18 protein-coding genes and 4 tRNA genes are annotated in these 23,779 nt (G+C 60.1%); 15 read left to right on the top strand and 7 right to left on the bottom strand.

Annotation, left to right across the window (positions count from 1 at the left end; translation table 11 throughout):
* Window positions 1-86: 86 nt before the first annotated feature.
* Both V3H56_RS20025 and V3H56_RS20020 read left to right on the top strand, forming a co-directional pair.
* Window positions 87-1,235 carry a TDT family transporter gene (locus V3H56_RS20025; protein ID WP_042732028.1) on the top strand — a complete coding sequence of 383 codons (1,149 nt, stop codon included), beginning with the start codon at window positions 87-89 and terminating at the stop codon, window positions 1,233-1,235.
* A 101-nt stretch (window positions 1,236-1,336) separates the two neighbouring features.
* Window positions 1,337-3,211, top strand: a complete 1,875-nt coding sequence (locus tag V3H56_RS20020; protein WP_047736499.1) for an MFS transporter — start codon at window positions 1,337-1,339, stop codon at window positions 3,209-3,211.
* A 105-nt stretch (window positions 3,212-3,316) separates the two neighbouring features.
* Here the strand turns inward: V3H56_RS20020 and sugE are convergent, their stop codons facing one another.
* The 3 genes from sugE to rdgC all read right to left on the bottom strand — a co-directional run bounded on the left by sugE (window position 3,317) and on the right by rdgC (window position 5,794).
* Window positions 3,317-3,631 (bottom strand): quaternary ammonium compound efflux SMR transporter SugE, encoded by a 315-nt coding sequence (sugE, locus tag V3H56_RS20015; protein ID WP_042732581.1) that lies wholly within the window; start codon window positions 3,629-3,631, stop codon window positions 3,317-3,319.
* 129 nt (window positions 3,632-3,760) lie between these two features.
* Window positions 3,761-4,729 (bottom strand): bile acid:sodium symporter family protein, encoded by a 969-nt coding sequence (locus V3H56_RS20010; RefSeq protein WP_042732580.1) that lies wholly within the window; start codon window positions 4,727-4,729, stop codon window positions 3,761-3,763.
* Window positions 4,730-4,873: 144 nt separating this feature from the next.
* Entirely contained in the window at window positions 4,874-5,794 is a 921-nt protein-coding gene (rdgC, locus tag V3H56_RS20005) for a recombination-associated protein RdgC (protein ID WP_042732579.1), read from the bottom strand.
* Window positions 5,795-5,954: 160 nt separating this feature from the next.
* Between rdgC and V3H56_RS20000 the strand changes: the two genes are divergently transcribed.
* From V3H56_RS20000 to V3H56_RS19985, 4 genes are all read left to right on the top strand, one after another.
* Window positions 5,955-6,030 (top strand) — tRNA-Val (locus tag V3H56_RS20000).
* Window positions 6,031-6,049: 19 nt separating this feature from the next.
* A tRNA-Asp gene (locus tag V3H56_RS19995) sits at window positions 6,050-6,126 on the top strand.
* 175 nt (window positions 6,127-6,301) lie between these two features.
* Window positions 6,302-6,377: transfer RNA gene (locus V3H56_RS19990), tRNA-Val, on the top strand.
* Window positions 6,378-6,393: 16 nt separating this feature from the next.
* A tRNA-Asp gene (locus V3H56_RS19985) sits at window positions 6,394-6,470 on the top strand.
* A gap of 141 nt (window positions 6,471-6,611) precedes the next feature.
* On the opposite strand, the gene V3H56_RS19980 is transcribed toward V3H56_RS19985, so the two are convergent.
* Complete coding sequence (locus V3H56_RS19980; RefSeq protein ID WP_042732578.1) at window positions 6,612-7,748, bottom strand: catalase family protein; 1,137 nt, start codon at window positions 7,746-7,748, stop codon at window positions 6,612-6,614.
* A gap of 31 nt (window positions 7,749-7,779) precedes the next feature.
* Entirely contained in the window at window positions 7,780-9,585 is a 1,806-nt protein-coding gene (locus V3H56_RS19975; RefSeq protein WP_338473790.1) for a di-heme-cytochrome C peroxidase, read from the bottom strand.
* Between the two features lie 270 nt (window positions 9,586-9,855).
* On the opposite strand from V3H56_RS19975, the gene V3H56_RS19970 reads away from it, so the two are divergent.
* The 9 genes from V3H56_RS19970 (at window position 9,856) to V3H56_RS19930 (ending at window position 19,476) form a co-directional block, all read left to right on the top strand.
* Window positions 9,856-10,569, top strand: a complete 714-nt coding sequence (locus V3H56_RS19970) for an FKBP-type peptidyl-prolyl cis-trans isomerase (RefSeq protein WP_003204577.1) — start codon at window positions 9,856-9,858, stop codon at window positions 10,567-10,569.
* Window positions 10,570-10,859: 290 nt separating this feature from the next.
* Window positions 10,860-11,315 (top strand): YkvA family protein, encoded by a 456-nt coding sequence (locus V3H56_RS19965; protein ID WP_053145990.1) that lies wholly within the window; start codon window positions 10,860-10,862, stop codon window positions 11,313-11,315.
* Between the two features lie 115 nt (window positions 11,316-11,430).
* Entirely contained in the window at window positions 11,431-11,772 is a 342-nt protein-coding gene (locus tag V3H56_RS19960; RefSeq protein ID WP_042728960.1) for a helix-turn-helix transcriptional regulator, read from the top strand.
* Window positions 11,769-12,140, top strand: coding sequence for a hypothetical protein (locus V3H56_RS19955; RefSeq protein ID WP_003179080.1), 372 nt, complete (start codon window positions 11,769-11,771; stop codon window positions 12,138-12,140). Before V3H56_RS19960 ends, V3H56_RS19955 begins: the two co-directional genes overlap by 4 nt.
* The gene (locus V3H56_RS19950; RefSeq protein WP_123578379.1) at window positions 12,141-12,542 is read left to right on the top strand and encodes a sel1 repeat family protein; all 402 of its coding nucleotides are present in this window, start codon (window positions 12,141-12,143) and stop codon (window positions 12,540-12,542) included.
* Window positions 12,543-12,762: 220 nt separating this feature from the next.
* The gene (locus V3H56_RS19945) at window positions 12,763-17,532 is read left to right on the top strand and encodes an RHS repeat-associated core domain-containing protein (protein ID WP_338473789.1); all 4,770 of its coding nucleotides are present in this window, start codon (window positions 12,763-12,765) and stop codon (window positions 17,530-17,532) included.
* Between the two features lie 10 nt (window positions 17,533-17,542).
* On the top strand, window positions 17,543-17,965 hold the full coding sequence (locus tag V3H56_RS19940) for a hypothetical protein (protein ID WP_244868239.1): 423 nt from the start codon (window positions 17,543-17,545) through the stop codon (window positions 17,963-17,965).
* A gap of 339 nt (window positions 17,966-18,304) precedes the next feature.
* Window positions 18,305-18,658: a hypothetical protein gene (locus tag V3H56_RS19935; RefSeq protein WP_212802914.1), complete on the top strand. Its 354-nt coding sequence runs from the start codon at window positions 18,305-18,307 to the stop codon at window positions 18,656-18,658.
* A 401-nt stretch (window positions 18,659-19,059) separates the two neighbouring features.
* Window positions 19,060-19,476: a hypothetical protein gene (locus V3H56_RS19930; RefSeq protein ID WP_338473788.1), complete on the top strand. Its 417-nt coding sequence runs from the start codon at window positions 19,060-19,062 to the stop codon at window positions 19,474-19,476.
* Window positions 19,477-19,746: 270 nt separating this feature from the next.
* Here the strand turns inward: V3H56_RS19930 and V3H56_RS19925 are convergent, their stop codons facing one another.
* Window positions 19,747-21,534, bottom strand: coding sequence for a bifunctional diguanylate cyclase/phosphodiesterase (locus V3H56_RS19925; protein WP_338473787.1), 1,788 nt, complete (start codon window positions 21,532-21,534; stop codon window positions 19,747-19,749).
* 127 nt (window positions 21,535-21,661) lie between these two features.
* The gene (locus tag V3H56_RS19920; RefSeq protein ID WP_185057641.1) at window positions 21,662-23,740 is read right to left on the bottom strand and encodes a carboxy terminal-processing peptidase; all 2,079 of its coding nucleotides are present in this window, start codon (window positions 23,738-23,740) and stop codon (window positions 21,662-21,664) included.
* Between the last annotated feature and the right edge of the window lie 39 nt (window positions 23,741-23,779).

Raw genomic sequence — 23,779 nt, 5'->3', positions numbered from 1 at the left:
ATAACAGATAGAGAAATTACCCGTTATATAGATATTCGAGTCGGCTATAGCATGGCCTCACCTCAACCGAGGACAGGAGTTCTGCCATGCCATGCTGTGCCGCCAAGACCCGCTTGCGTCCCCTGAGCCATTTGCCCAGGCCACTGGAAGCCATTCGCCAATTCACCCCCAACTGGTTCGCCGTCACCATGGGCACCGGCGTGCTGGCGCTGGCCTTGGCGCAATGGCCGGGGAGCGTGCCGGCCTTGCGTGTGGTGGGTGAAGGGTTGTGGGTGTTCAATACGCTGCTGTTCATCCTGTTCGCCGGGCTGTATGCGGCCCGTTGGCTGTTGTTCTTCGACGAAGCGCGACGGATTTTCGGCCACTCAACGGTTTCGATGTTCTTCGGTACCATTCCCATGGGGCTGGCGACCCTCATCAACGGCCTGCTGGTGTTCGGGCTGCCACGCTGGGGTGACGCCGTGGTGCCGTTGGCGCAAGCGCTGTGGTGGGTTGACGTAGCCATGTCCCTGGCCTGCGGTGTGCTGATTCCCTTCCTGATGTTCACTCGCCAGGAGCACCGGATCGACCAGATGACCGCGGTATGGCTGCTGCCGGTGGTGGCCGCTGAAGTCGCCGCCGCCAGCGGCGGGCTGTTGGCGCCGCACTTGGCCGACGCCCACGCGCAACTGATCATGTTGATCACCAGCTACGTGCTCTGGGCCTTTTCCCTGCCGGTGGCGTTCAGCATCCTGACGATCCTGCTACTGCGCATGGCCTTGCACAAACTGCCTCACGAAAACATGGCGGCGTCGAGCTGGCTGGCCCTTGGCCCAATCGGCACCGGTGCCCTGGGCATGTTGCTGCTGGGTGGCGAGGCTCCGTTGATCTTCGCTGCCAATGGCCTGCCAGGCGTGGGTGAAATCGCCGCCGGACTCGGTTTGGTGGCGGGCATCACCCTGTGGGGGCTGGGGTTCTGGTGGATGTTGATGGCCCTGCTGATCACCGCGCGATACCTGCGTGAGGGCATCCCGTTCAATCTCGGTTGGTGGGGCTTTACCTTTCCCTTGGGGGTGTATGCGCTGACCACCCTGAAACTGGCGGACCTGTTGGGGTTGGGTTTCTTCGACGTGTTCGGCAGCGTGCTGGTGGTGTTGCTGGCGCTGATGTGGCTGATTGTCGGCCGGCGCACGGTGATGGGGGCCTGGCACGGCGAGCTGTTTGTGTCACCGTGCATTGCCGGATTGGCAAAATAATCGCCGCGCCTCTCCAAGCCATGCATGGCGTGGGGTAATGTGTGGCCTGGATCGAAAAACGTTATTCCAATAAGCGTCCAGGCCACTCAGGAACACGGAAGATGAGTCACCCCTCGCAGTTCACCTTGCTACGCACGCGGCGTTTCCTGCCGTTCTTCATCACCCAGTCCCTGGGTGCGTTCAACGACAACGTGTTCAAGCAGTCGCTGATTCTCGCGATCCTTTATCGGCTGACCATCGAGGGCGACCGTTCGATTTGGGTCAACCTGTGTGCGTTGCTGTTCATCCTGCCGTTCTTCCTGTTCTCGGCTCTGGCTGGGCAGTTTGGGGAAAAATTCGCCAAGGATGCGTTGATCCGCCTGATCAAGCTGGGCGAGATCGTCATCATGGCGGTCGGCGCGGTGGGTTTTCTGTTCGATCACCTGTCGCTGATGCTGGTGGCGCTGTTCGCCATGGGCACCCATTCGGCGCTGTTCGGCCCGGTGAAATATTCGATCCTGCCGCAAGCCTTGCGTGAGGATGAGCTGGTCGGCGGCAATGGCCTGGTGGAAATGGGCACCTTCCTGGCGATCCTCGCCGGCACCATCGGCGCGGGGATCATGATGTCCTCGGCGCATTACGCGCCGGTGGTGTCGAGCGCCATCGTCGGCATCGCCGTGCTCGGCTACCTGGCCAGCCGCAGCATCCCGCGCGCGGCGGCGGCCTCGCCGCAGATGCGCCTGAACTGGAACATCTTCAGCCAATCCTGGGCCACCCTGAAACTGGGCCTGGGGCAAACCCCGGCGGTGTCCCGTTCGATTGTCGGCAACTCGTGGTTTTGGTTCGTCGGGGCGATCTACCTGACGCAAATCCCGGCCTACGCCAAAGAGTGGATGCACGGTGATGAAACCGTGGTCACCCTGATCCTGACGGTGTTCTCGGTGGGGATCGCGCTGGGGTCGATGCTCTGTGAGCGGCTCTCCGGGCGCAAGGTCGAGATCGGCCTGGTGCCGTTCGGTTCGTTCGGGTTGACGGTGTTCGGGCTGTTGCTGTGGTGGCACTCCGGCGGGATTCCCGACAGCGTCCAGGGGCATGGCTGGCTCGAGGTGCTCGGCTTCGGTCATGCCTGGCTGGTGCTGATCGACATCCTCGGCCTCGGTGTCTTCGGTGGCTTCTACATCGTGCCGTTGTACGCGCTGATCCAGTCCCGCACCGCCGAAAACGAGCGGGCCCGGGTGATCGCCGCCAACAACATTCTCAATGCCTTGTTCATGGTGGTGTCGGCCATCGTGTCCATCGTGTTGCTGAGCGTCGCCAAGCTGTCGATCCCGCAGCTGTTCCTGGTGGTGTCGCTGCTCAACGTCGGCGTAAACGCCTACATCTTCAAAATCGTGCCCGAGTTCAGCATGCGCTTCATGATCTGGCTGCTGAGCCATTCGATGTACCGCGTGGAGCATCGCAACCTGGACGCGATTCCCGATGAAGGCGCGGCGTTGCTGGTCTGCAACCACGTGTCGTTCGTCGATGCCTTGCTGATTGGCGGCGCGGTGCGTCGGCCGATTCGCTTCGTGATGTACTACAAGATCTACAACCTGCCGGTGCTGAACTTCATCTTCCGCACGGCCGGGACGATTCCGATTGCCGGGCGCCAGGAAGACATCCACATCTACGAAAAGGCCTTCAAGCGCATCGCCCAGTACCTCGCGGAGGGCGAATTGGTGTGCATCTTCCCGGAAGGCAAACTGACCGCCGATGGTGAGATCAATGAGTTCAAGAGCGGCCTGACCCGCATTCTCCAGGAAACCCCGGTGCCGGTGATTCCGCTGGCATTGCAGGGCCTGTGGGGCAGCTTCTTCAGTCGTGACCCGGCCAAGGGGCTGTTTCGCCGGTTGTGGTCGCGTGTGACCCTGGTGGCAGGGCCGGCAGTGGCGGTGGAGCTGGCGGAGCCGGCCAAGTTGCAGGCGTTGGTAGGCGAGTTGCGCGGGAGTGTCAGGTAGCACAGAGCTCCTGTGGGAGCGAGCTTGCTCGCGATAGCGATGTATCAGTCGACATAATGGTTAACTGATACACCGCGTTCGCGAGCAAGCTCGCTCCCTCAACGATTATGCGCTGACCTTCAGCCCGATCAGCCCCGCCACGATTAGCGCCACGCTGGCCAACCGAACCAGCGCCATCGACTCACCAAACAGAATGATCCCGGCGATGACCGTGCCCACGGCGCCGACCCCGGTCCAGATCGCATAGGCCGTGCCCAGGGGCAATTCCTTCATGGCCAGGCCGAGCAGGCCGAGGCTGATCACCATGGCGGCAATCGTCAGTGCAGTGGGGAGCGGGCGGCTGAAACCGTCGGTGTACTTCAGGCCGACCGCCCAGCCAACTTCGGCCAGGCCGGCAAAAAACAGAATGATCCAGGACATCGCAAACCTCCATCGAAGATGGGGTCGTCCCCGGATTGAGACTTGATCGACGGACGATTCAAGTGGCGGGGTCGTCCCCGCGCTCAAGGGGTAGAGTGCCCATTCTCGAGCACTCGATCAAGCCTGCGTTCAATCCACCGCCTGCTTCGCGGCGAGCGCCTCGCGGTCCTGCTTTTCGCTCATGCGCCGGAAATAAGTGGAGAGCAAGGCCCCGGAGATGTTGTGCCAGACGCTGAACAACGCACTGGGCACCGCCGCTAACGGCGAAAAATGCGCGCTGGCCAGGGCTGCTCCCAACCCGGAGTTCTGCATGCCCACTTCCAGCGCCAGGGATTTACGCTGGGCCAGCGGTAGCTTGAACAGGTGGCCGGTGAAATAGCCCAGCAGGAAGCCGAAGCTGTTGTGCAGCATCACCACCGCCATGATCAGCAGGCCCGATTCGGCTATTTTCGCCTGGCTGGCGGCAACGACCGCAGTGACGATGATGACGATGCTCACCACCGACACCAGGGGCAACACTTCCACCGCGTGGCGAACCTTGTCCCCCAGCAGGCGTTGTGCGACCACGCCCAGGACGATCGGCAGCAACACCACTTGCAGGATCGACCAGAACAGCTCCATGAACGACACCGGCAGCCAGGCCGAAGCCAGCAGCCAGATCAGTGCCGGCGTCAGCAGCGGCGCGAGCAGGGTGGTGACGGCGGCGATGGCGACCGACAGGGCCAGGTCGCCACGGGCCAGCCAGGTCATGACATTGGACGAGGTGCCGCTCGGGCAGCACCCCACCAGGATGACGCCGACGGCGATTTCCGGCGGCAGGTGGAACACCTGGCAGAGCAACCACGCCACGCCGGGCATGATCACGAAATGCGCCACCACGCCCAGGGCCACGCGCCAGGGATGACGGGCGACCTCGGCGAAGTCTTCGAGTTTGAGGGTCAGGCCCATGCCGAACATCACCAGCCCCAGCAGCGGCACGATGGCGCCTTTCAGGCCGATGAACCAGGCCGGTAGCAGGAACGCCACCACCGCGAAAATCAGTACCCAATAAGCGAAGGTATTGCCGACGAAGCGGCTCAATGCTGCCAATGCGCGCATGGCCAGATCCTTGTTATTAGTGGATTACACGAAACCATTGTGGGAGCGGGCTTGCTCGCGAAGGCGGTGTGTCAGCTGAGAAATTGCTGTCTGACACACCGCCTTCGCGAGCAAGCCCGCTCCCACACTAGAAGTCATCAGCCGTCAGATCCCCTGCGGAATCTCTTCCCCGCCCAGCGCCTCGACCAACGCCGGCAGGAACTCGCCGAAAGTCAACATCATCAGCGTGAAGCTGGCGTCCAATTGGCCGAGGGCTTCGTCGCCGCCATCCTGCTCGGCCTGGTCCTGCAACAGGTCTTCGAACTTCAGGCGCTTGACCACCATCTTGTCGTCGAGCACGAAGGACAGTTTGTCCTGCCAGGCCAGGGACAGTTGCGTGACCACCTTGCCGGTGTTCAGGTGCAACTGGATCTCGTCGCTGGTCAGGTCCTGGCGCTTGCAACGCACGATCCCGCCGTCTTCGTGGGTGTCGCGCAGTTCGCATTCGTCCAGCACGAAGAAATCGTCGGCAGCCTTCTGGGTCTTGACCCAGTCGGTCATGATGGCGGTCGGGGCCATTTTGACCGTCAGCGGGCGCACGGGCAGGGTGCCGATGACTTCACGCAGGGTCGACAGCAGGTCTTCGGCGCGTTTCGGGCTGGCGGAGTTCACCAGGATCAGCCCTTGCTTCGGCGCGATGGCGGCGAAGGTGGACGAGCGGCGAATGAAGGCACGTGGCAGGAACGCCTGAATGATTTCATCCTTGAGTTGGTCACGCTCCTTCTTATAGACCTTGCGCATTTGCTCGGCCTCGATTTCCTCGACCTTTTCCTTCAGGGCATCGCGTACGACGCTGCCCGGCAGAATGCGTTCTTCCTTGCGAGCGGCAATCAGCAGGAAGTCCTGGCTGACATGCACCAGCGGCGCGTCTTCGCCTTTGCCAAACGGCGCGACGAAACCGTACGTGGTCAACTCCTGGCTTGCACATGGACGCGCCAGTTTGCTGGCCAGTGCAGTTTCCAACGCCTCGGCATCAACAGGCAGATCTTGGGTCAGGCGATAGATAAGCAGGTTCTTGAACCACATGGGGTGAGTCTCTCCTTTATACAAAGGGGGGCATTATTCTCTGCGCGGCGCCATAGGCCAACCCTTCGCTAAGCCTTTGGAAGGCCTGAAAAAATTAATTTAAAAAGTGCTTGCCAGCTTGAAGAGTGCTCCGTAGAATGCGCGCCACACCGAAAGCGAAGGGTGATTAGCTCAGCCGGGAGAGCGTCTGCCTTACAAGCAGAATGTCGGCGGTTCGATCCCGTCATCACCCACCATTCGTTTCAAGTGTTACGCGCAGCGGTAGTTCAGTCGGTTAGAATACCGGCCTGTCACGCCGGGGGTCGCGGGTTCGAGTCCCGTCCGCTGCGCCATATTTGGTTACCTGGAACACTGAACGCCAGGTCACCCCGAAAAGCCCGCTAACGCGGGCTTTTTGCTGTCTGTGGTTTACGCGGTGCGTGTTCTTCAGTTTTTTTGCTGAATTTTGCAATTAAATCAGCACGTTACAAAAAACTGTGAGAGAATGCGCCCCGCATCGAAAGTGCAGGGTGATTAGCTCAGCCGGGAGAGCGTCTGCCTTACAAGCAGAATGTCGGCGGTTCGATCCCGTCATCACCCACCAACTTTCAATGTTACGCGCAGCGGTAGTTCAGTCGGTTAGAATACCGGCCTGTCACGCCGGGGGTCGCGGGTTCGAGTCCCGTCCGCTGCGCCATATTCGGTCACCTGGAGCACTGAACGCCAGGTCACCCACAAAAAAGCCCGCTCATTGAGCGGGCTTTTTGTTGCCTGACGTTTATCAAGAGGGCGTTCCCACGCTCAGCGCGGGAGCGCCTCGACAGAATGCTTTGCGTGTCTACTGCTCGGCATTGCGACTGTGCCGGTAATCGCTGACGGCTTCATACACCGCTTTGCGCAGACGGTTGATACCACCGATGGGGCGGTGCGCCTCCAGGCCGAACCACGGATTGAACGACTGGTTATCACAGGCCAGGTTCAGCTTGGGGGTGTCGAAGTCCTGGGCGGGCACCTTGATGCGCGCAACGGTCTCGAACGGGGCATCACTTTCGCGCCATTCAATGCTGGTGTCTTCGATCGGCATGTACTTGCGCGGGTCCTGGCGCTGGACCTGCAAGACAAAGCACGCCGGCACGCGGTCTGTGGATAACTGCTGATTGAGGGCGCTGCGCAGGAAGTTGGGCAATGCCTGGTTCTGCGCGGGCAGGGTATAGGTCGGGCAACTGTCCGGGTCTGGCGCCACGCGAAACTTCGCATTGGCCGTGCCGAACTTGTAGGGCGATACCGAAAAGTACGTGGTCTGGGTCGGGCTGGCCGGTGGCGGTGAAAGGGTCGCCAGGGCGATGAACAGATGGCGAATCTGCCAACTGCGCGGATCCACGCTCGGAAAGAAGGCCATGGCTTTCTTTCCATCGGCCTGGGCAGCCACATTCTGACGGTACTCGGCGACATCGCTGACGAAGAAGTTCGGATGGTTGAACATCACGAAATCCTGTTCGCCGTGTGATTGGCGGTCATCCAGCAGTTGCTTGCCGGGCACGTCCAGCAGCTTGATCGCCATCCCGCGCGCATCCCGCAGGCTGTCGAATTGAGGGTAAGCGTTGCCATTGGACAGGCGCATCGTCGCTTGCCAGACCTTGCCCGGCTCGGCGAACACACCCTGGCGCAACACGGCCGGCAGATCGTTTGGCACCTGCACCTCGGCCATGACGCAGCCGTGCGCCTTGGCGTGGGCGTCGCGCAGGTAGCGCGTGCCTTCGCGGTGCTGATCGACGATGCGGATCGCCGTCTGGATGATTTCCTGGGTCATGGCGGCTTCGCCGGGCGGTACCTGCTCCTGGTCAGGCACCGGGCCGCTGTGGTGCCAGGCGTACCAGGCCGTCGCCAGTGCCCAGCCGAGCAGCCCGAGGCCCAGCAGCCACAGGAGCGTCTTGCCCAAGAAGGCACCGAGGCGCAGCCAGAGCGTGGTCAACATGGAGAAATCCTTTTGCGGGTGAGGTTCATCATTACAGTTGCGACTCCAGCGGTCCGCCCAGCACTTTCAGGTATTCCAGCAAAGCCCAGCGTTCCTGCGGTTGCAACAGCCGGCCAATGACGCCGTTGCCCTTTTCACCGGCGCGGAACTCATGACCGCTGTTGTGATTGCCGGTTATGCGGGTGTCGAAGAGGAAACCGTTGGGGAAGGCTTCGGTGCGATAACCGAGGTGTCGCGGGTCGTACTCGAAGTTGCCTTTATAAAAAGTGGTGGCCCGCTCGTCCTGGGGCGACAGCAGTTGGTAGATCGTCGGCACCGAGCCGTTGTGCAGGAACGGTGGCGTGGCCCAGACGCCCGCCAGTGGCCGGGCCTTGTAGGCGCGCAGCTCGCGCACGCCGATGGGCAGGCCGAAACCGTCCAGGGCCGGACGCTCGGCGGGGGTGACGCCGGCGTCGCGGTAGGCGCGGTTCTCGACGAACGCGGTGACATAAGCCAAGCCCTTGGCGACCGAGAGCTGGCTCAGGTCCAGCGGCTCTTTCGGGGTCGGGTGCAGTTGCACCTCAAGCTTCGCCAGCTCGGCCGGATCCCACTGCAGGCTGGTCAGGTCGAAGCGGTGGTCGGCGATGTTATTGGCGGTGCCCGGGTCGGTGCCGATCACCTGCACGGGCAGCATGTGCAGTTGTTGCACCGGCCGGTCGGGCCCCTGGATCACCTGGGGCACATGGCAGCCTGCACAATTTTCGTTGAACAGGGCGCGGCCCTTGGCGGCCAGGGGTTTGTCGATCGCGCCCAGCAGCGACTCCGGCCACGCGGGTGGCTTGAGCAGTTGCAAGGTCTCTTCGATCTTGTTCAGGTCGCGTACGCGTACGCTGGAAGGGTAGCGCGCGTCGCCTTGCAGCGGTTTGCCCTGGGCGTCGAAGAAACTCAACGTGGCGCCAACGCCCAGCGCCTCGCCGACGTTGCGGGCCATCGGTTGCTGGGCCGAGCCATTCCATTGCACCCAGTCGAACGTCCACATTTCCCACAACTGCGGGTAATCCACCGGGGCGTTGGCCACCCGGTAGTTGGCCGGCGAAATGGCGTCGCCGAAGCTGGCGTTGGCAATGCGGCCAAAGGCGTCGGTACGGCCGGGACCTTCTTCGGTCGGGTAGAGGCCGCGATGGGTGTCATTCCAGGCCACCCGCAAGAAGGTGTCGAGGGAGGCCTTGAACGCGTTGCGCAGGTCTTCATGACCGGCGTCGTAGTCGTTACCCAGGACCTGGCGGGCGAAACGTTCGAATTTCCACGGGTTGTAATAAGTAGAAACAAGACTGGCGACCAGTGCCTGTCCGAAACTGCCGCCGCGCAACGTCGGCACGCTGGAGGGCAGGACGTGTTGTGCCGAACCGCCATCGATCCGTATCGCCTGGCCCTTGAAGCGCAGTTCACCGGTGTGGCAGGCCGCGCAAGTGATGTCCAGGTATTCGTCGGTACCGCCCAGGTTCTGATGCCGGGCGAAACCCACTGGCAGGTTGCCGGGGTTATCGGGCGAGGCTTTCTGCGCCGGGTCCACCAGGAAGCCGAAACGCGCCAGGTACTCAGGCGAAGCGAACCGCTGTTGCGAAAACGGCAGTTCGAGGGCGGTGAACCAGTTGTAGCGCAGGCCTTTCACCTGGGTGCCTTGGGGGGTGAAGTAGTAGGTCTGACGCTCGGCGGCGCTCCATTGATCCAGGTAGTGCACCTTTTCGACGGGCGTGTAGAACGGCAGGCGAGGGTTGGCAACGTAGTACAGGACCACGGCCACGGCAATGACCAGCAGCGCGAGGAGCAGCCAGAGAAGACGAGAGAGAAGGCGCACGATAACGTCCTTGTTTTTTTGATATGCCCTTATGCCTCAGTGCCGCTTTACGGGCAAGTGGCCATTATCCTTTGCGTTGCGGCGAGGTGCTCATTTGTCTGTGTAGGTAACAGATGACAGAGCCTTCATCTGCCGAGGATTAAAAAGCGTTTGCCGACCTGAACTTATCCTCGCTTTGTGGCTCACATGCCGGTAGCCATTGGTCGTGGCCGCCTGATAAGCTCGCGGCTTTACTCGATTGCCCTTTAGGCGCATGAACAAGGAAATAGCATGAAACAGCATCGGTTGGCGGCGGCGGTGGCCCTGGTTGGCCTGGTACTCGCGGGTTGCGATTCGCAGACCAGCGTAGAGCTGAAAACCCCGGCGCAGAAAGCTTCCTACGGGATCGGCCTGAACATGGGCAAGAGCCTGGCTCAGGAAGGTATGGATGACCTGGACTCCAAAGCGGTTGCCCAGGGCATTGAAGATGCCGTCGGCAAGAAAGAACAGAAGCTGAAAGACGAAGAACTGGTCGAGGCTTTTGCCGCACTGCAAAAACGTGCCGAAGAGCGCATGGCCAAGATGAGCGAGGAGTCGGCAGCGGCCGGCAAGAAATTCCTCGAGGAAAACGGCAAGAAAGCTGGCGTGACCACCACCGCTTCCGGCCTGCAGTATGAAGTGGTCAAGAAAGCCGATGGCCCGCAGCCTAAGCCGACTGACGTGGTGACAGTGCACTACACCGGCAAGCTGACCAATGGCACCGTGTTCGACAGTTCCGTCGAGCGTGGCAGCCCGATCGATCTGCCGGTCAGCGGCGTGATCCCGGGTTGGGTCGAAGGCCTGCAATTGATGCACGTCGGCGAGAAGTACAAGCTGTACATCCCAAGTGACCTGGCCTACGGTGCCCAGAGCCCGAGCCCGGCGATCCCGGCCAACTCGGTCCTGGTGTTCGACCTGGAGCTGCTGGCGATCAAGGATCCGGCCAAGGAAGACGCTGCCAAGTAATCGCGTCTGCGCCAAGACAACGCCTCGCTCATGCGGGGCGTTGTTGCATCCGGGCATTGGAAATTTAAAAAAACCGAACGCACCTCGCAGGCTACAGTCATAGGCAATACGGGCGCTGTGCTAGCCGTAGACAGCCGGTCAAGTCAATGAAATATTGGGTTTTTTTTAGTGAGTAAAAAACGCCCGATCTGAGCCGGGGCCTTATGATACGGGGGCTTCAGCGGCGAAATGCAGCTCTGTTCACAAGGTTATCCACAATTTGTGTGGATAACATTTCAGTGGGAGAAAAAATGAAGGCGCCGTGGAATTTTGCGCGATTTCTACCGCTGGCCGGGCGTCTGCTGGCCCGTGGTCGTTTGCCCACCCTGTTGTTCGCCGTCGCCAGCAAAGGCGCCCGGGAGGGTGGCCGGCTAGGCAAGCTCAAAGAGGACCTGCGCCTGTTGCAGGCCTTGTGCCTGGCCTATTGGCGGGGCGAGTACCGGGCCGTCAGCGCCAAGTCGATGTTGTCGGTGGTGGCGGGGCTCATGTATTTCCTCAGCCCGCTGGACGCCATCCCGGACATCCTGCCGATGTTTGGCATGTTCGACGACATCGCCGTACTGGCCTGGGTCATGAAAACCCTCGACACCGAACTCGAAGCGTTCCGGGCCTGGCGTTACCGACAATCCCCCGAGAAGCTGGCCCGGGTCGAAAGGCTGCCCGATACGCCGGAGCAACTCCAGCTCCAGCGCCACGAAAAATCCTGATCCCGCGCCGCTTGCCCCAGAGAATTCATCGCCCCGCGACCTCAGCCGTCATTTAGGATTACACTTCCAAGGAAAAAGGCTGACTCGCTAAGTGTTGTTGTCCTACGGGGTAGACATGGATATTCAAATAATCACCCGCGACGGAGAGCCCGAGTACGCGGTTTTGCCGTGGGATCAGTATCAGTCGTTGTTGAAGGCCGCCGGCCTCGATCAAGCACCGTCGCGCGAAGCTTCTGTCCGGCACGCGGCGGCACCCGACCAGGTTCTCCCTGGCCTGGATCAATTACGCAGTTTGCGCGAAGGGAAGGGCATCGCCATCGAGGCGCTGGCCCGCACGGTAGGTATCAGCCCGTCTTATCTGGCCTTGATCGAGAGCGGCGAGCGTCAGCCCGATGCCGCGATTCGGCGCAGTCTGGCCTGGGAGTTGACGGTGCCGGGTTGGAGGGACGAGTCGTGAGTGTACGCATCAGTCGGCAACATTGGGATGGGTTGTTGGGGGAGTTGGACCAGGCGCGCCGCCAGCGCCATTTGTTGACGTACCGCGCCTTGCTGGAGCGCTTGCAGCTGCCCAGCCCGGCAATGCAGACCTTGACCGCCGCCCTGGAGCACCTGGCGGCACTGGACGCCCGGGCGGAACAACCGCTGCGCAGCTCGCTGGTGATCAGCCAGGGCGCCAGCCGGTTGCCGCGCACCGGTTTCTTCGAATGCGTCGAGCGCCTGGGCCGGTTTTCCGGGCCTTCCGATGGTGTGGCCGCCGCGTCCTGGCACGCCTCGGAAGTGGTCCGAGTGTTTGAATACGAATACCCCGAATCGGCGGAGGCCTGAGTGCTCTGGCGACTCAAGGCGCGGGCCGGCTATTGGCTGGCGCGACGCTTGTTTCACTGGTCATGGTTCGTCCGCCAGCCGCGTGGCTGGGCTTGGCTCGAAGGCCAGTTCGCGCGCATGGCGAACCTGGGTGACGCAGGGGCGCAAAGTTTCTACGGGCATATCCTGACGTTCCGTGGCCAGGGGCTTGGCGCACGTGAGGAAGGCCTGCGCCTGCTGCGGCTGGCGGCCCTGGCGGGGGATGGCAAGGCGGCCTATCAGGTTGGCGTGATCAGCCTGGCCGGCAGCGCCAGCAAGGCGCCGGATCCGGCTGAAGCCGCCCGCTGGTGGGCCTTGGCAGCCAAGGCCGGGCACCCGTTGGCCGAGGACAAGCTCAAAGCGCTCGAAGCCGGCGACCGTTAGGTTATCCAAGCTTGCCGGGCGCTCGCCGTTTGCGCGAGCGCCGCCACTGCGGGTTGTTCTGGATGCGTGTATTTAGAGAATCGGCCTACAGTCCCTGCTGTATTTCCTGACTTATTTCCCTTTTTATCCCCGGCAAAGTCTCGCGCTCCCTGAGCGCTGCGAGACGTCTGCCCATGTTCGACTGTTTTTGTCTGCTGATCCTTGAACGAGCGATGGCCTGATGGACCAGGTGAGTCGCGTCGAGCAGGCGCTCGACAGCTTCAAGGACACCCTGACGGTCTACCGCGAACAGCTCGAACGCTGGTACAGCCGGGCTGCGGACCGGGCCAGTCATGCCGCCGACGTGCCCTCGCTGATGGGCATGGAGCGACTGATCCGCTTCGGCGACAGCCTCACCGCGGTGAGCACCGGCGACGAAGATTTTCTCTCCACGGTCACCCAATGCCCACAGGGCGGGGTGATGACCATCGAGAGCAAGCTGGAGTCGGTGTACGACATTCCGTTGGGCGACATCGTGGTGCACGTGGTAGCGGTGGACACCGGCGAGGTCACGCCGGTCACCCTGGATGCCCAGGGCCTGGGCACCTTCAACGGCGAGGCGGGCAAGCGCTATCGGGTGCATGTCCAGGACGAAGTTTCACCGGCGCAGCTCCAGGCCCTGTTTTCTTCCTACGATGGCCTGAGCAAGGAGCTCACGGACTGGCTGCGCGGCGAGTGGCAGGGGTTCAAGCCTCAGTGGGCGCAGCAGTCTGCGGCCAACTCGGCGGCGGCGGTCGGCAATGGCCTGCTTGCCGGCAGTTGGGCAGCGATTGAAAGCGTGTGGGACAGCATCACCCTGCTCAGCGACATCCTCAAGGATCCTGCCCGGTTCCCTGACCGCCTGGGCGCCAGTGCCGCGCAGTTGCAAGACCTGGCGCAGGACGCGCCGCAGGTGATGGCCAAGCTGCAAATGCTGGCCAGCGACGAAGCGGCGCTGTTTCTGCTGGTGCGCACCGCCAGCCTCTGGCTGGAGATGTTGCCGCCCAGCGAAGTCGCCGGCGCAACCGCCGAGGCCATGGCGATGGGGGCGGTGCAACTGGTGATTGACCTGCTGATCGGGGTCGTCCTGACCTTTGCCGGCGCGGGTGCCGCAATCGCTTACCTGTCGCTGCGCCTGGTTCGCGTGGGGGAACGTGTGCTGGCAGCCGCCCAGCGCTTCGTCAGCGCGATGTTCGCCGTGGTCAACGGCTTCATCGTCTATGTGGACCGCTACAAGACCGTCGCGGCCCGAGGCGTTGCCAGCGCGGTGAAAAAGGGGCGGATGCAACTGCGTTGGGACGCCCAGCGCAACACCACGCTGAAAAAAAACGAAGTCCACGACGATGTCCCCGCCCAATCGAAGAACCCCAACGGTGACAGCGCCGACAGCGCGGCCCTGACCCGTACCAGCGGGTGCCCGGTGTCGATGGTCACTGGCGAAGAGCTGTTGACCCTGGAGGACGGCACGCTCGAGGGGCGCTTGCCGTTTATCTTCACCCGCCTGTACCGCACCAGCGCCGTTGAACTGGACATCGGCCTGGGGCGCGGCTGGAGCCATGCCCTGGCGCATCGCCTGCAACTGGAGGATGAGCAGGTCACCTGGATCGATCAGGAAAACCGCCGCACCACGTTCCCACGGCCCAATGCCCGGCGCCCGGCCATCCATAACAGCCTGGCGCGGGCGGCCATTTACCTGGGCAGCGAGCCCGACGAACTGATCATCGCCCAACCGGGCGAACGGGCGCCTTTCCTGCATTTTCGCGACGGTCACCTGGCCGCCCTCAGCGACCGCTACGACAACCGCCTGACGATCCAGCGCAACATTTACGGCGACATCTGCCGCCTGGACAACGGCGCCGGCCGCGCGCTGCGCCTGCGTTATCAACAGCGGCACCTGATGGCCGTCGATTACCAGTCTTTTCAGCCCGCCACCACCCTGGATGACCCTTGGCGAACTGAGCAGACATTGGCGTCCTACCGCTATGACGGACGTTTCCGACTGATCGAAGCGACCAATGCAGCAGGTGAAAGCGAACGCTACGACTATGACGACCAGCACATCATCCTCCAGCGACAACTGGCCGGTGGCGCGAGTTTCTACTGGGAGTGGCAGGGCGTCGGGCAGGCGGCCCGCTGCGTACGGCACTGGGCTTCGTTCGCACAGATGGACAGCCGCTACACCTGGGGCGACGACGGCAGCGTCACGGTCCGGCACCTCGACGGCAGTGAAGAAGTGTACGTCCACGATGACCGCGCGCGGTTGGTGCGCAAGGTCGAGCCCGATGGTGCCGAACATCTCAAGGCCTATGACGAACAAGGCCGATTGGTGGCCGAACAGGATCCACTAGGGGCCGTCACCGAATATCGCTACGACGAAGTCGGTCAACTGGTGGCGCTGATTCCGCCTATGGATGAGCCCACCTCCTACGAGTACCGCAACGGTTTCCTGCACGCCCGCACCCAAGGCACAGGCCGCGACAGGTCTGTCTGGACTTACCGGCGTAACGCTCAGGGCGACGTGGTCAGGTCCATCGACCCCGAAGGAAACAGCACTTTCTACAAATACGATGCCCGCGGCTGCCTGGTGGAGATCAGCCACCCTGACGGCAGTTTTCATGACTTCGCCTGGAACCCGCTCGGCCAACTGACGGAAGAGGTCATGCCCGACGGCAGTCGCCGGCGTTTTTCCTACGATGTGCTGGGGCGCTTACTGACCCGCCAGGACGAACACGGCGCCCTCACGCATTACCAGTGGGACCCCGTGGGCCGTCTGCTCAAGACGACCCTGCCCAACGGCGCCAACCGGGCCTGGACCTACAACGCCTACGGCAAGGTTACCTCCGAGCGCGACGAACTGGGGCGTGTCACCCGTTACGAATACGCCGATGACCTGCACCTGGTCAGCCGCCGGCGCAATCCCGATGGCAGCGAACTGAAGTACCGCTACGACTCGGCGCGGCTGTTGCTGACGGAAATCGAAAACGAATCCGGCGAAAAATATCGGCTGGACTACACGCCCAACGGTTTGATCCGACAACAAGTCGGTTTCGACGGGCAGCGTACTGCCTACGTCTATGACCTCAACGGCCACCTGCTGGAGAAAACCGAGCACGGCGAGGACGGCACGCAATGGGTCACCGCTTACCAGCGCGATGCGACCGGGCGATTGCTGGTCAAGACCTTGGCCGACGGCCAGGCGATCCACTATCGCTACGACGGCCGGGGCCGGCTGGTGCAGGTCGATGACGGCACCGATCATCCGCTGGCCTTCGAATACGACGCCCAGGACCGGTTGGTCGCCGAACACCAGGGCTGGGGCACCCTGCGCTATCGCTACGACCTCTGCGGGCGCCTCAACCACCTGCGCCTGCCGGATCACAGCCAGCTCGACTTCCACCACGCCAAGGGCGGTGCGCTGACCGCCATCGACCTCAATGGCAAGCGACTCACCGACCATCGATTCCAGGGCGGCCGGGAAGTGCAACGCCAACAGGGCCTGTTGCTCAGCGAATACGGTTACGACGAGCAGGGTCGCCTCAAGGCCCAGACTGTGTGGCAACACCAGCAGCAGTTGTTCTGGCGCGATTATGCCTACGACGCCAAGGGCAACCTTGAAAGCCTGGCCAACCACCGCAATCGCCGCCACTACCAGTACGACCCGCTGGATCGCCTGGTCAGCATCCAGTATTCCCATACCGACCCGCCGGAACGCTTTGCCCACGACCCGGCCGGCAACGTGCTGCTGCACGACCGTCCGGGCCCGACCACCCTCAAGGGCAACCGCCTGCTGACGGAGGGAGACCGCCACTACGACTACGACGCCTTTGGAAACCTGATCCGCGAGCGCCGTGGCAACGTCCCCAGCCTTGTCGCCGACTATCGCTACGATTGCCAGCATCGCCTGATCGGCGTTACCACGGCGGACGGTCGCGAAACGTCCTACCGCTACGACGCCTTCGGCCGACGCATCAGCAAGACCGTGGACGGCCTGACCACGGAGTTTTTCTGGCAAGGCGACCAGATCGTCGCCGAAAGCAGCCCGCGCCACCACCGCAGCTACCTCTACGAACCCGGCACCTTCCGCCCTCTGGCGATGCTCGACGGCAAGGGCCTGAACGCCTGCCCGTTCCACTACCACCTCGACCACCTGGGCACCCCCCAGGAATTGACCAACCACGCCGGCGAAGTGGTCTGGTCGGCGCGCTACACCGGCTACGGCAAACTCATCGCACTCGAGCACGGCGGCGGCGAACAACTCGAGCAGCCCCTGCGTTTCCAGGGCCAATACTTCGACCCGGAAAGCGGCCTGCACTACAACCGGCATCGCTACTACAATCCCGAGACCGGCCGCTACCTGACACCCGACCCGAGTAAGTTGGCGGGCGGGCTCAATGGGTATCGATACACTCTGAACCCGACGGGGTGGGTGGATCCGTTGGGGCTGGTGGATTGTCCGGGGAAGGGCGGGTGCAGACCGGCGGTTGGGGAGCAGGATCCGGCGGATAAGGTCTGGGTAGATGAGGGTGAGCCGCGGTTGCCAAAGCCAACCGCTGCTGAGTTGGCTGAGAAAGAGGTCAGACGTTTAGACAGGGAACAAGGCATGCACATGGTTGGTAAGCATAGTCCAGCGGTTCCAGACCAGAAGTGGAAGCGGCGAGCAATTGATGGTACGGATCCCATTACCGGCAAGACTCCTTGGCATAGGAAAGGGAATCCAAGTTCGAGATTTTACAGTTGGGAGTTACAGTTAAAAGCTTATGAGTTAGCAATGTCAAAGAAAAATAGCGGTCATGTGCTACTAATGGATAAGAGCGGAAGCAAATATCTACGAGCGGATTTTCCGGGTGCAGGAGAGGGGTATATTCCAAATCCTAAGGATCCAACCAATCCGAAGCTGGTAAAAATGAATCGTATAGAAATGAAGTTTGATCGGGATACCGAAGCCCCATTTACGCTGTACCCAATTAAATAGGAGATGTAAATTGGTTGATCCTAGTACTGGCCGGCCTTACATGCCAACACCTGCATATTTTTTAGGTTGTTTCGATATATACGATCGGGAGGAAACGTTAGGTGAAGAGCTTGAGAAGTTTGATCCAAATAATCCGCTGGATCGAGAGGTTTTAATTCTAAACTATTCGCTAACCAAGAGTTGGCGAATTACCTATAGACAAAAATTTCTCCTTTATAAAAGCTTAGAAGATGCGCTGCGAGATAGCAGTTATGACTTTCAGGCCCTATTGGAACATGATGATCAGGCCTGCTCATCGCTCCCTAACGGGTGGGATACAATGAACAATCCTAGGGTTTTTTTTGAAGATATATATAAGTTCGCAAGTAAAGTATGGGCAGACGATCTCCGCAAAGCTGAAGCTGAAGATAGATCTACTTGGGACTATGTGTAGGTAATGAGAATATTTGATGGGGGTAAGCAAGAAATAGGAGGAAATTCAGAAGATTCAGCGGCAGGCCAGGATCAAGAGACTAGCTTTGCCAATCAACTCTTAGTCGTGGTTTGTCCCTGATATGGTTCTAGATATCAATTGAACGCAATATAGGGTGATGCTCGTTTTTAGGCGTAATGATTTGTTTGAAAGTACTAAGTCAGTCGATTTTGGGTGACCGATTGGAGAGGAAATATAACCGAGACGGTTTATAATACAATACATGCGATCATGCGATCATGCGATAGCTATATTGAATGAAAATGGTGATCCAATAACAGCTTATACAGGGCCGAAAAAATGAAACCCAAACCAAGCATGATGCCGCTGATCGGGTTGTTGTTTGTATTTAATATTGAGAATGTTTGTGACGAAAAGCGGGAGGCGCTGATAGTTTCAAAAAACATAAATGTCGATTCCGAGCTCTGTGAGTTGTTTGATATTTTGCTTAAGCCGGAGTTTTTGCGTTATCCATCCGGCGCGCAGAGTAAGTATATTGAAACAATCAGCTATTATCTGGAGATTGGCGATAGTTTTGATGATTTGTTTGAAGATGTGGATACATATTTTGATCAAGAAATTCATGAGCGGCGACACTTTATGGAAGTATTGCTGAGCTGCCTCAAGCGCTATCACTCAGAGAATGCTCCATAAGCCTAAAGTCATAGAGAAATTGAAGTTGAGAAAGTTTAGAAAATATGGTTCGTATACACCTAATGAAAGTTCAACAGAAAGCCGCGCCGGAAATGTAAAATCCCCCAAGCCAAGGCAGTGGTACGCTAACTGTAGTACCAAGTTCAATAGTTTTCGAATACAGCATCAAGCCATAAATGAGGCACTGAGCCGAGAGGAAAGAGGGCTTCCACGTTTTACGGGGGAAGACAAGAGAGGGAATCCAGTAGTGCGTATGTATTTGCCCAAGGTTGGGCAGGGGTATATACCCAATATAAATGATAGAGAGAATCCAATATTTCAAAGTGAAATTAATGTATTTGAAGTCAGGTTCGATTACGAAACACTACGTCCGATCACTGCTTATCCTGTAGGAGGTTTTAATGTTGATGCATCCGTTTCTTGATCGGCCCTATGATCCTCAGATAAGTCATTTTCTCGGCGGCTTCGAAATATATGATTGCGAAGAGTCTTTGGGGGAGGAGCTGTCGCAGTATAATGTCGATTGTGCCAGAGATCGGAAAGAGCTGATTTATAAATACGTGGTTCATCGTTTTAGGAAGCTGAGTTATCGTCACAAGTTTTTGTTTTTTGGTGTACTTGCAATTGCACTCGACGATCCGGCATATGACTTTGGTGAAGCGTTCGAACACGAAGTGGTTTCACATTCAGCCCTTCCACCGGGATGGGATGAAATGGAGGATTCCAGAGTTTTCTTTGAGGATATCTATAAATATCTAGCAGAAGAGTGGAGCGAAGAGCTTGATAAAGCCAGCCAAGAAGACCCTGCAAACTGGTAGTTCAGATAAGGAAAATGGCTGATGCTGGTAGTTTAGAGGAAGAAGTTGAGTTTTTCTATTGTTTAACTAACATGCGCCACCAATCCACTTTGTGGCGAGGGAGCTTCCTCCCGCTGGGCTGCGAAGCGGCCCCAAAATAGCCTACTCGATCTACCAGACACACCGAGGTGTTGTTCAGAAGGGGCTGCTACGCAGCCCAGCGGGAGCAAGCTCCCTCGCCACAAGGTTAGTGTCAGGCGTTCGGGCCGAGGGCGGCAGTGGGGAATCCGCTCAAACCGATAACCCCAACTCCACTACAGCCTCCCGCTCAACCAAACCATCAACCAAATACACACTCCCCCCCAAAATCTCCTTGGCATGATGCTTCGCCTGCGAAGCCAGTTCCGCCAGTTGGCTGGCATCCAACGCCTCGCAGGCGTCCGAGCGCAGGTGCACGACGCCGATGGACAACGACAGCAGTGCAAACTCCTGGCGTACGCCCTGTCGATTCAACGCCGTGAAACAGCCGGCTTCCAGGTGTTCCGGGCGGTAGAAGCGGCGACAGTGAGTCTGGAAGTCGCTGAGTAGCTGGTCCAGGCGTTTGCGCCAGTCTTCCGGGCCGAGGACCAGGAGGAAGTCGTCGCCGCCGATGTGGCCGACGAAGTCGCGACTGGGGTCGATGCGTTCGTTCAGGCATTGGGCCAGGCACAGCAGCACTTCGTCGCCGCGGCCGTAGCCGTAGATGTCGTTGAAGGGTTTGAAGCTGTCGATGTCCACGTAGCAGATCACCGACTCTTGGCGCTGCTGGAGCAGGCGCGTCAGGCATTGCTGGATCGGTACGTTGCCCGGCAGCAGGGTTAGCGGGTTGGCGTAGCGAGCCTGTTGGATCTTCAGTTCGGTGATCAGCTTAAGCACGTCGATCACCCGGCCCAGGCCCATGTAGCCGCCATTGAGGGTGATGATGAAGTCTTCTTCGATGCGCTGTCGGGCCCGGCTGGTGATGAGGCGGCTGACTTGCTGCAGCGACTGGTTCAACTCCACCGCGAGAAAATCATCGCTCATCAGCCGACTGATGGGCTTGCGGGCGAACAGGTCGGTGGCGAAGGGCTTGAGCAGGGCGTCCGAGAGTGAATGGCGATGAACGATGCCGCAGGGCTGGCCCTGGTCGTCCAGCACGGCCAGGGAATTGAGATTGGCCTGGCGCCGGAACGCGTCCAGCACGATGGCCGTCGGTGTGTTGTGAGCCACGGCCGGTTGTTCGTTGAGCAACGCGCCGAGGTCGTTGACTTCATCGGTCAGCGTCACCGCGCCGCCGTCCTGGCGGGGCATCAACGCCCGGGCATCGCGTGAAGGCTGTTCATGGGGGCGGGCGAGCAGGTAACCCTGGACCAGGTCGACGCCCATTTCGATCAGCACCGCCAGTTCTTCCGGCAGTTCTATCCCTTCGGCAATCACCTGGGCCCGCGAGGTGCGGGCGATCTTCAGGATCGAGCCGACGAACTCGCGTTTGAGCGCATCCTGGTGAATGCCGTCGATGAAATGCCGGTCGATCTTCACATAGTCGGGGCGCAATTCGGACCACAGCCGCAGGCTCGAATAGCCGGCGCCCAGGTCGTCCAGGGCAATGGAAAACCCCATCGCCCGGTAGTGATGCAGGGCGGTCTGCAGCAGTTGGAAATCATCGATGGGGGTTTGTTCGGTCAGTTCGATCACCACCTGGCTGGGCGGGATGCCGAAATCCTGTAGCAGTTGCAGCGTGCGCCCGGTCTCATGGGCCGATTCCAGCAAGGATTCGGGCGAGACGTTGAGAAACAGCTTGCCCGGCAGCTTTTGCTCGTTGAAGCGCTGGCAGGCGCTGCGGCGGCAGGCCAGTTCCAGTTCGCTGAGACGCCCGGCCTGGCGGGCGACGGAGAGCAGGGCGATGGGGGAGTGCAGCGGGCTGTTCGAGGGGCCGCGCGTGAGGGCTTCATAGCCGATGATGCGTCGTTCAGAGAGGCAGATGATGGGTTGGAACAGGCTGTGCAAACCGCTTTGAGCCAGAATTGAACTCAAGGCACTCAGCTGTTCTGTCGTGGTCATGGCGATCTCTGGCGATAAAAAAAGGACCGGGCGACCCCTGCCGGGGCGCCCAGTCCTGTATTTCACGACAGACTGATGTCAGTTTGATGACAGCTCGACGAGTGTCACCATTAAATGGCCATCATCTTCAGTGTTTGGCGATCGCCGTGTTGAGTTTCAGGTAATCCAGCAGGATCCGCCCGGTCTCGCTCAGGTAGGCATCGTCTTCCGGCTTGGTTTTTTCCGGCTCGGTGATCAGGTCCTCGTCTTCTTTCTTCAGTTCCTTGAGCGGCTCTTCGCCCTTGGCCTTGCGACGCAGGTTTTCCATGGCCAGTTGCTTGGCCTCGATATCGGCGTGTTGTGCGCGACGGTCGGCTTCGTTGAGGGAGACGGTTTTCTCCAGCATCAATTTCTGCGCCAGGGCCAGCTTGTCACGGATGAACACGAACTCCGCGTCCTGAGCCGTGCGGCTGTCATGCTCGGCCTTGAGCTGGGCCAGGAACGGCTTGAACGGGTCAAGCTCGGGCTTGATCGCCGGCTTGATGGTGTCCCACGGCATCGCCTCGGGCAGGGCGCTTTCACCGATTTCCTTGGTGTCGATGATCGACGGGTAATCGATGTCAGGCAGCACGCCCTGATGCTGGGTGCTCTGGCCGGAAACCCGGTAGAACTTCGCCAGGGTCAGTTTCAGCTCACCATGATTGAGCGGCTGGATGGTCTGCACCGTGCCCTTGCCGAAGGTCTGGCCGCCGATGATCAGTGCACGGTGGTAGTCCTGCATGGCGCCGGCGAAAATCTCCGAGGCCGAGGCGGACAGGCGATTGACCAGCAACGCCATCGGGCCTTTGTAGAACGCACCTGGGTTTTCATCTTCCAGCACATCCACCCGGCCGTCGGCGTTACGCACCAGTACGGTCGGGCCCTTGTCGATGAACAGGCTGGTCAACTCGGTGGCTTCCTGCAAGGAGCCGCCGCCGTTGTTGCGCAGGTCGATGACCACGCCGTCGACCTTGTCTTTCTGCAGCTCGGTCAGCAGCTTCTTGACGTCGCGGGTGGTGCTCTTGTAGTTCGGGTCGCCGGCGCGGAACGCCTTGAAGTCCAGATAGAAGGCCGGGATCTCGATGACGCCGAGCTTGTAGTCCTTGCCGTCCTGCTTGAGGTTGAGGATCGACTTCTTCGCCGCCTGCTCTTCCAGCTTCACCGCTTCACGGGTGATGGACACGATCTTGCTGGTCTGGTCGTTCGGTGCATTGCTCGCCGGGATGACTTCCAGGCGCACCACCGAGCCTTTCGGGCCACGGATCAGCTTGACCACTTCGTCCAGGCGCCAGCCGACCACGTCGACCATTTCCTTGTTGCCCTGGGCCACCCCGATGATCTTGTCCGCCGGGGCGACCTGTTTGGTCTTGTCCGCCGGGCCGGCTGGTACCAGGCGCACGATCTTGACCTGGTCGTTGTCGCTTTGCAGCACGGCGCCGATGCCTTCCAGGGACAGGCTCATGTTGATGTCGAAGTTTTCCGCGTTATCCGGCGACAGATAATTGGTGTGCGGGTCGTAGGACATGGCGAAGGTGTTGATGTACGCCTGGAAGATGTCTTCGGCACGGGTCTGGTCCAGGCGGGCCAACTGGTTCTTGTAGCGCTTGGTCAGGGTTTCCTGGATCTGCTTGGGCTCCTTGCCGGCGATCTTCATGCGCAGCACCTCGTCCTTGACGCGTTTGCGCCACAGGTCATCGAGTTCGGCGGTGCTCTTGAGCCAAGGGGCGTCCTTGCGGTCCACCAGCAAGGTTTCCTTGGCATTGAAGTCGATCTTGTCGACGCCCTTGTTCAGCTCGGCCAAGGCGTAGTCCAGGCGCGACTTCACGCGGTCCAGGTAACGCTTGTAGATGATGAACCCGGCGTTCAGGTCGCCGCTCTTGAGGAAGTCGTCGAACTGGGTTTTCCACTTGTCGAATTCGGCGATATCGCTGGCCAGGAAATAACTGCGCGAGGGATCAAGCAGCTTCAGGTAGCTGTCATAGATGATGACCGAGCGCGCGTCATCGAGCGGCGGTTTGCTGTAGTGATGACGCTTGAGCAATTCGACGACGTTAAGGCTGGCGATCACCTCGTCGCGATCAGGCTGAAGCTTGTCCCAGCTGTTGGCTGCGAACGTATCGCTCGACAGTGGCAACAGGCCGAGGCCAATGACAAGCGCGAGGGCGGTGCTGGGGAACAGTTGCTTCATGCTGATTCGACGCAGGGACAATTGATAACGCATATTAGG

The sequence above is a fragment of the Pseudomonas sp. MS646 genome (assembly GCF_036693845.1).
Classification (GTDB): domain Bacteria; phylum Pseudomonadota; class Gammaproteobacteria; order Pseudomonadales; family Pseudomonadaceae; genus Aquipseudomonas; species Aquipseudomonas chlororaphis_E.
Note: the sequence above shows the minus strand (reverse complement) of the source record. Positions and strands in the feature narration are given on the sequence as shown.

Excerpts from the sequence above, each read along its gene's own strand:
- V3H56_RS20025 (WP_042732028.1), top strand. The coding sequence starts at position 87 with ATGCCATGCTGTGCCGCCAAGACCCGCTTGCGTCCCCTGAGCCATTTG.
- V3H56_RS20020 (WP_047736499.1), top strand. The coding sequence starts at position 1,337 with ATGAGTCACCCCTCGCAGTTCACCTTGCTACGCACGCGGCGTTTCCTG.
- sugE (WP_042732581.1), bottom strand. The coding sequence starts at position 3,631 with ATGTCCTGGATCATTCTGTTTTTTGCCGGCCTGGCCGAAGTTGGCTGG.
- V3H56_RS20010 (WP_042732580.1), bottom strand. The coding sequence starts at position 4,729 with ATGCGCGCATTGGCAGCATTGAGCCGCTTCGTCGGCAATACCTTCGCT.
- rdgC (WP_042732579.1), bottom strand. The coding sequence starts at position 5,794 with ATGTGGTTCAAGAACCTGCTTATCTATCGCCTGACCCAAGATCTGCCT.
- V3H56_RS19980 (WP_042732578.1), bottom strand. The coding sequence starts at position 7,748 with ATGTTGACCACGCTCTGGCTGCGCCTCGGTGCCTTCTTGGGCAAGACG.
- V3H56_RS19970 (WP_003204577.1), top strand. The coding sequence starts at position 9,856 with ATGAAACAGCATCGGTTGGCGGCGGCGGTGGCCCTGGTTGGCCTGGTA.
- V3H56_RS19965 (WP_053145990.1), top strand. The coding sequence starts at position 10,860 with ATGAAGGCGCCGTGGAATTTTGCGCGATTTCTACCGCTGGCCGGGCGT.
- V3H56_RS19960 (WP_042728960.1), top strand. The coding sequence starts at position 11,431 with ATGGATATTCAAATAATCACCCGCGACGGAGAGCCCGAGTACGCGGTT.
- V3H56_RS19945 (WP_338473789.1), top strand. The coding sequence starts at position 12,763 with ATGGACCAGGTGAGTCGCGTCGAGCAGGCGCTCGACAGCTTCAAGGAC.
- V3H56_RS19935 (WP_212802914.1), top strand. The coding sequence starts at position 18,305 with ATGAAACCCAAACCAAGCATGATGCCGCTGATCGGGTTGTTGTTTGTA.
- V3H56_RS19930 (WP_338473788.1), top strand. The coding sequence starts at position 19,060 with ATGTTGATGCATCCGTTTCTTGATCGGCCCTATGATCCTCAGATAAGT.
- V3H56_RS19925 (WP_338473787.1), bottom strand. The coding sequence starts at position 21,534 with ATGACCACGACAGAACAGCTGAGTGCCTTGAGTTCAATTCTGGCTCAA.
- V3H56_RS19920 (WP_185057641.1), bottom strand. The coding sequence starts at position 23,740 with ATGAAGCAACTGTTCCCCAGCACCGCCCTCGCGCTTGTCATTGGCCTC.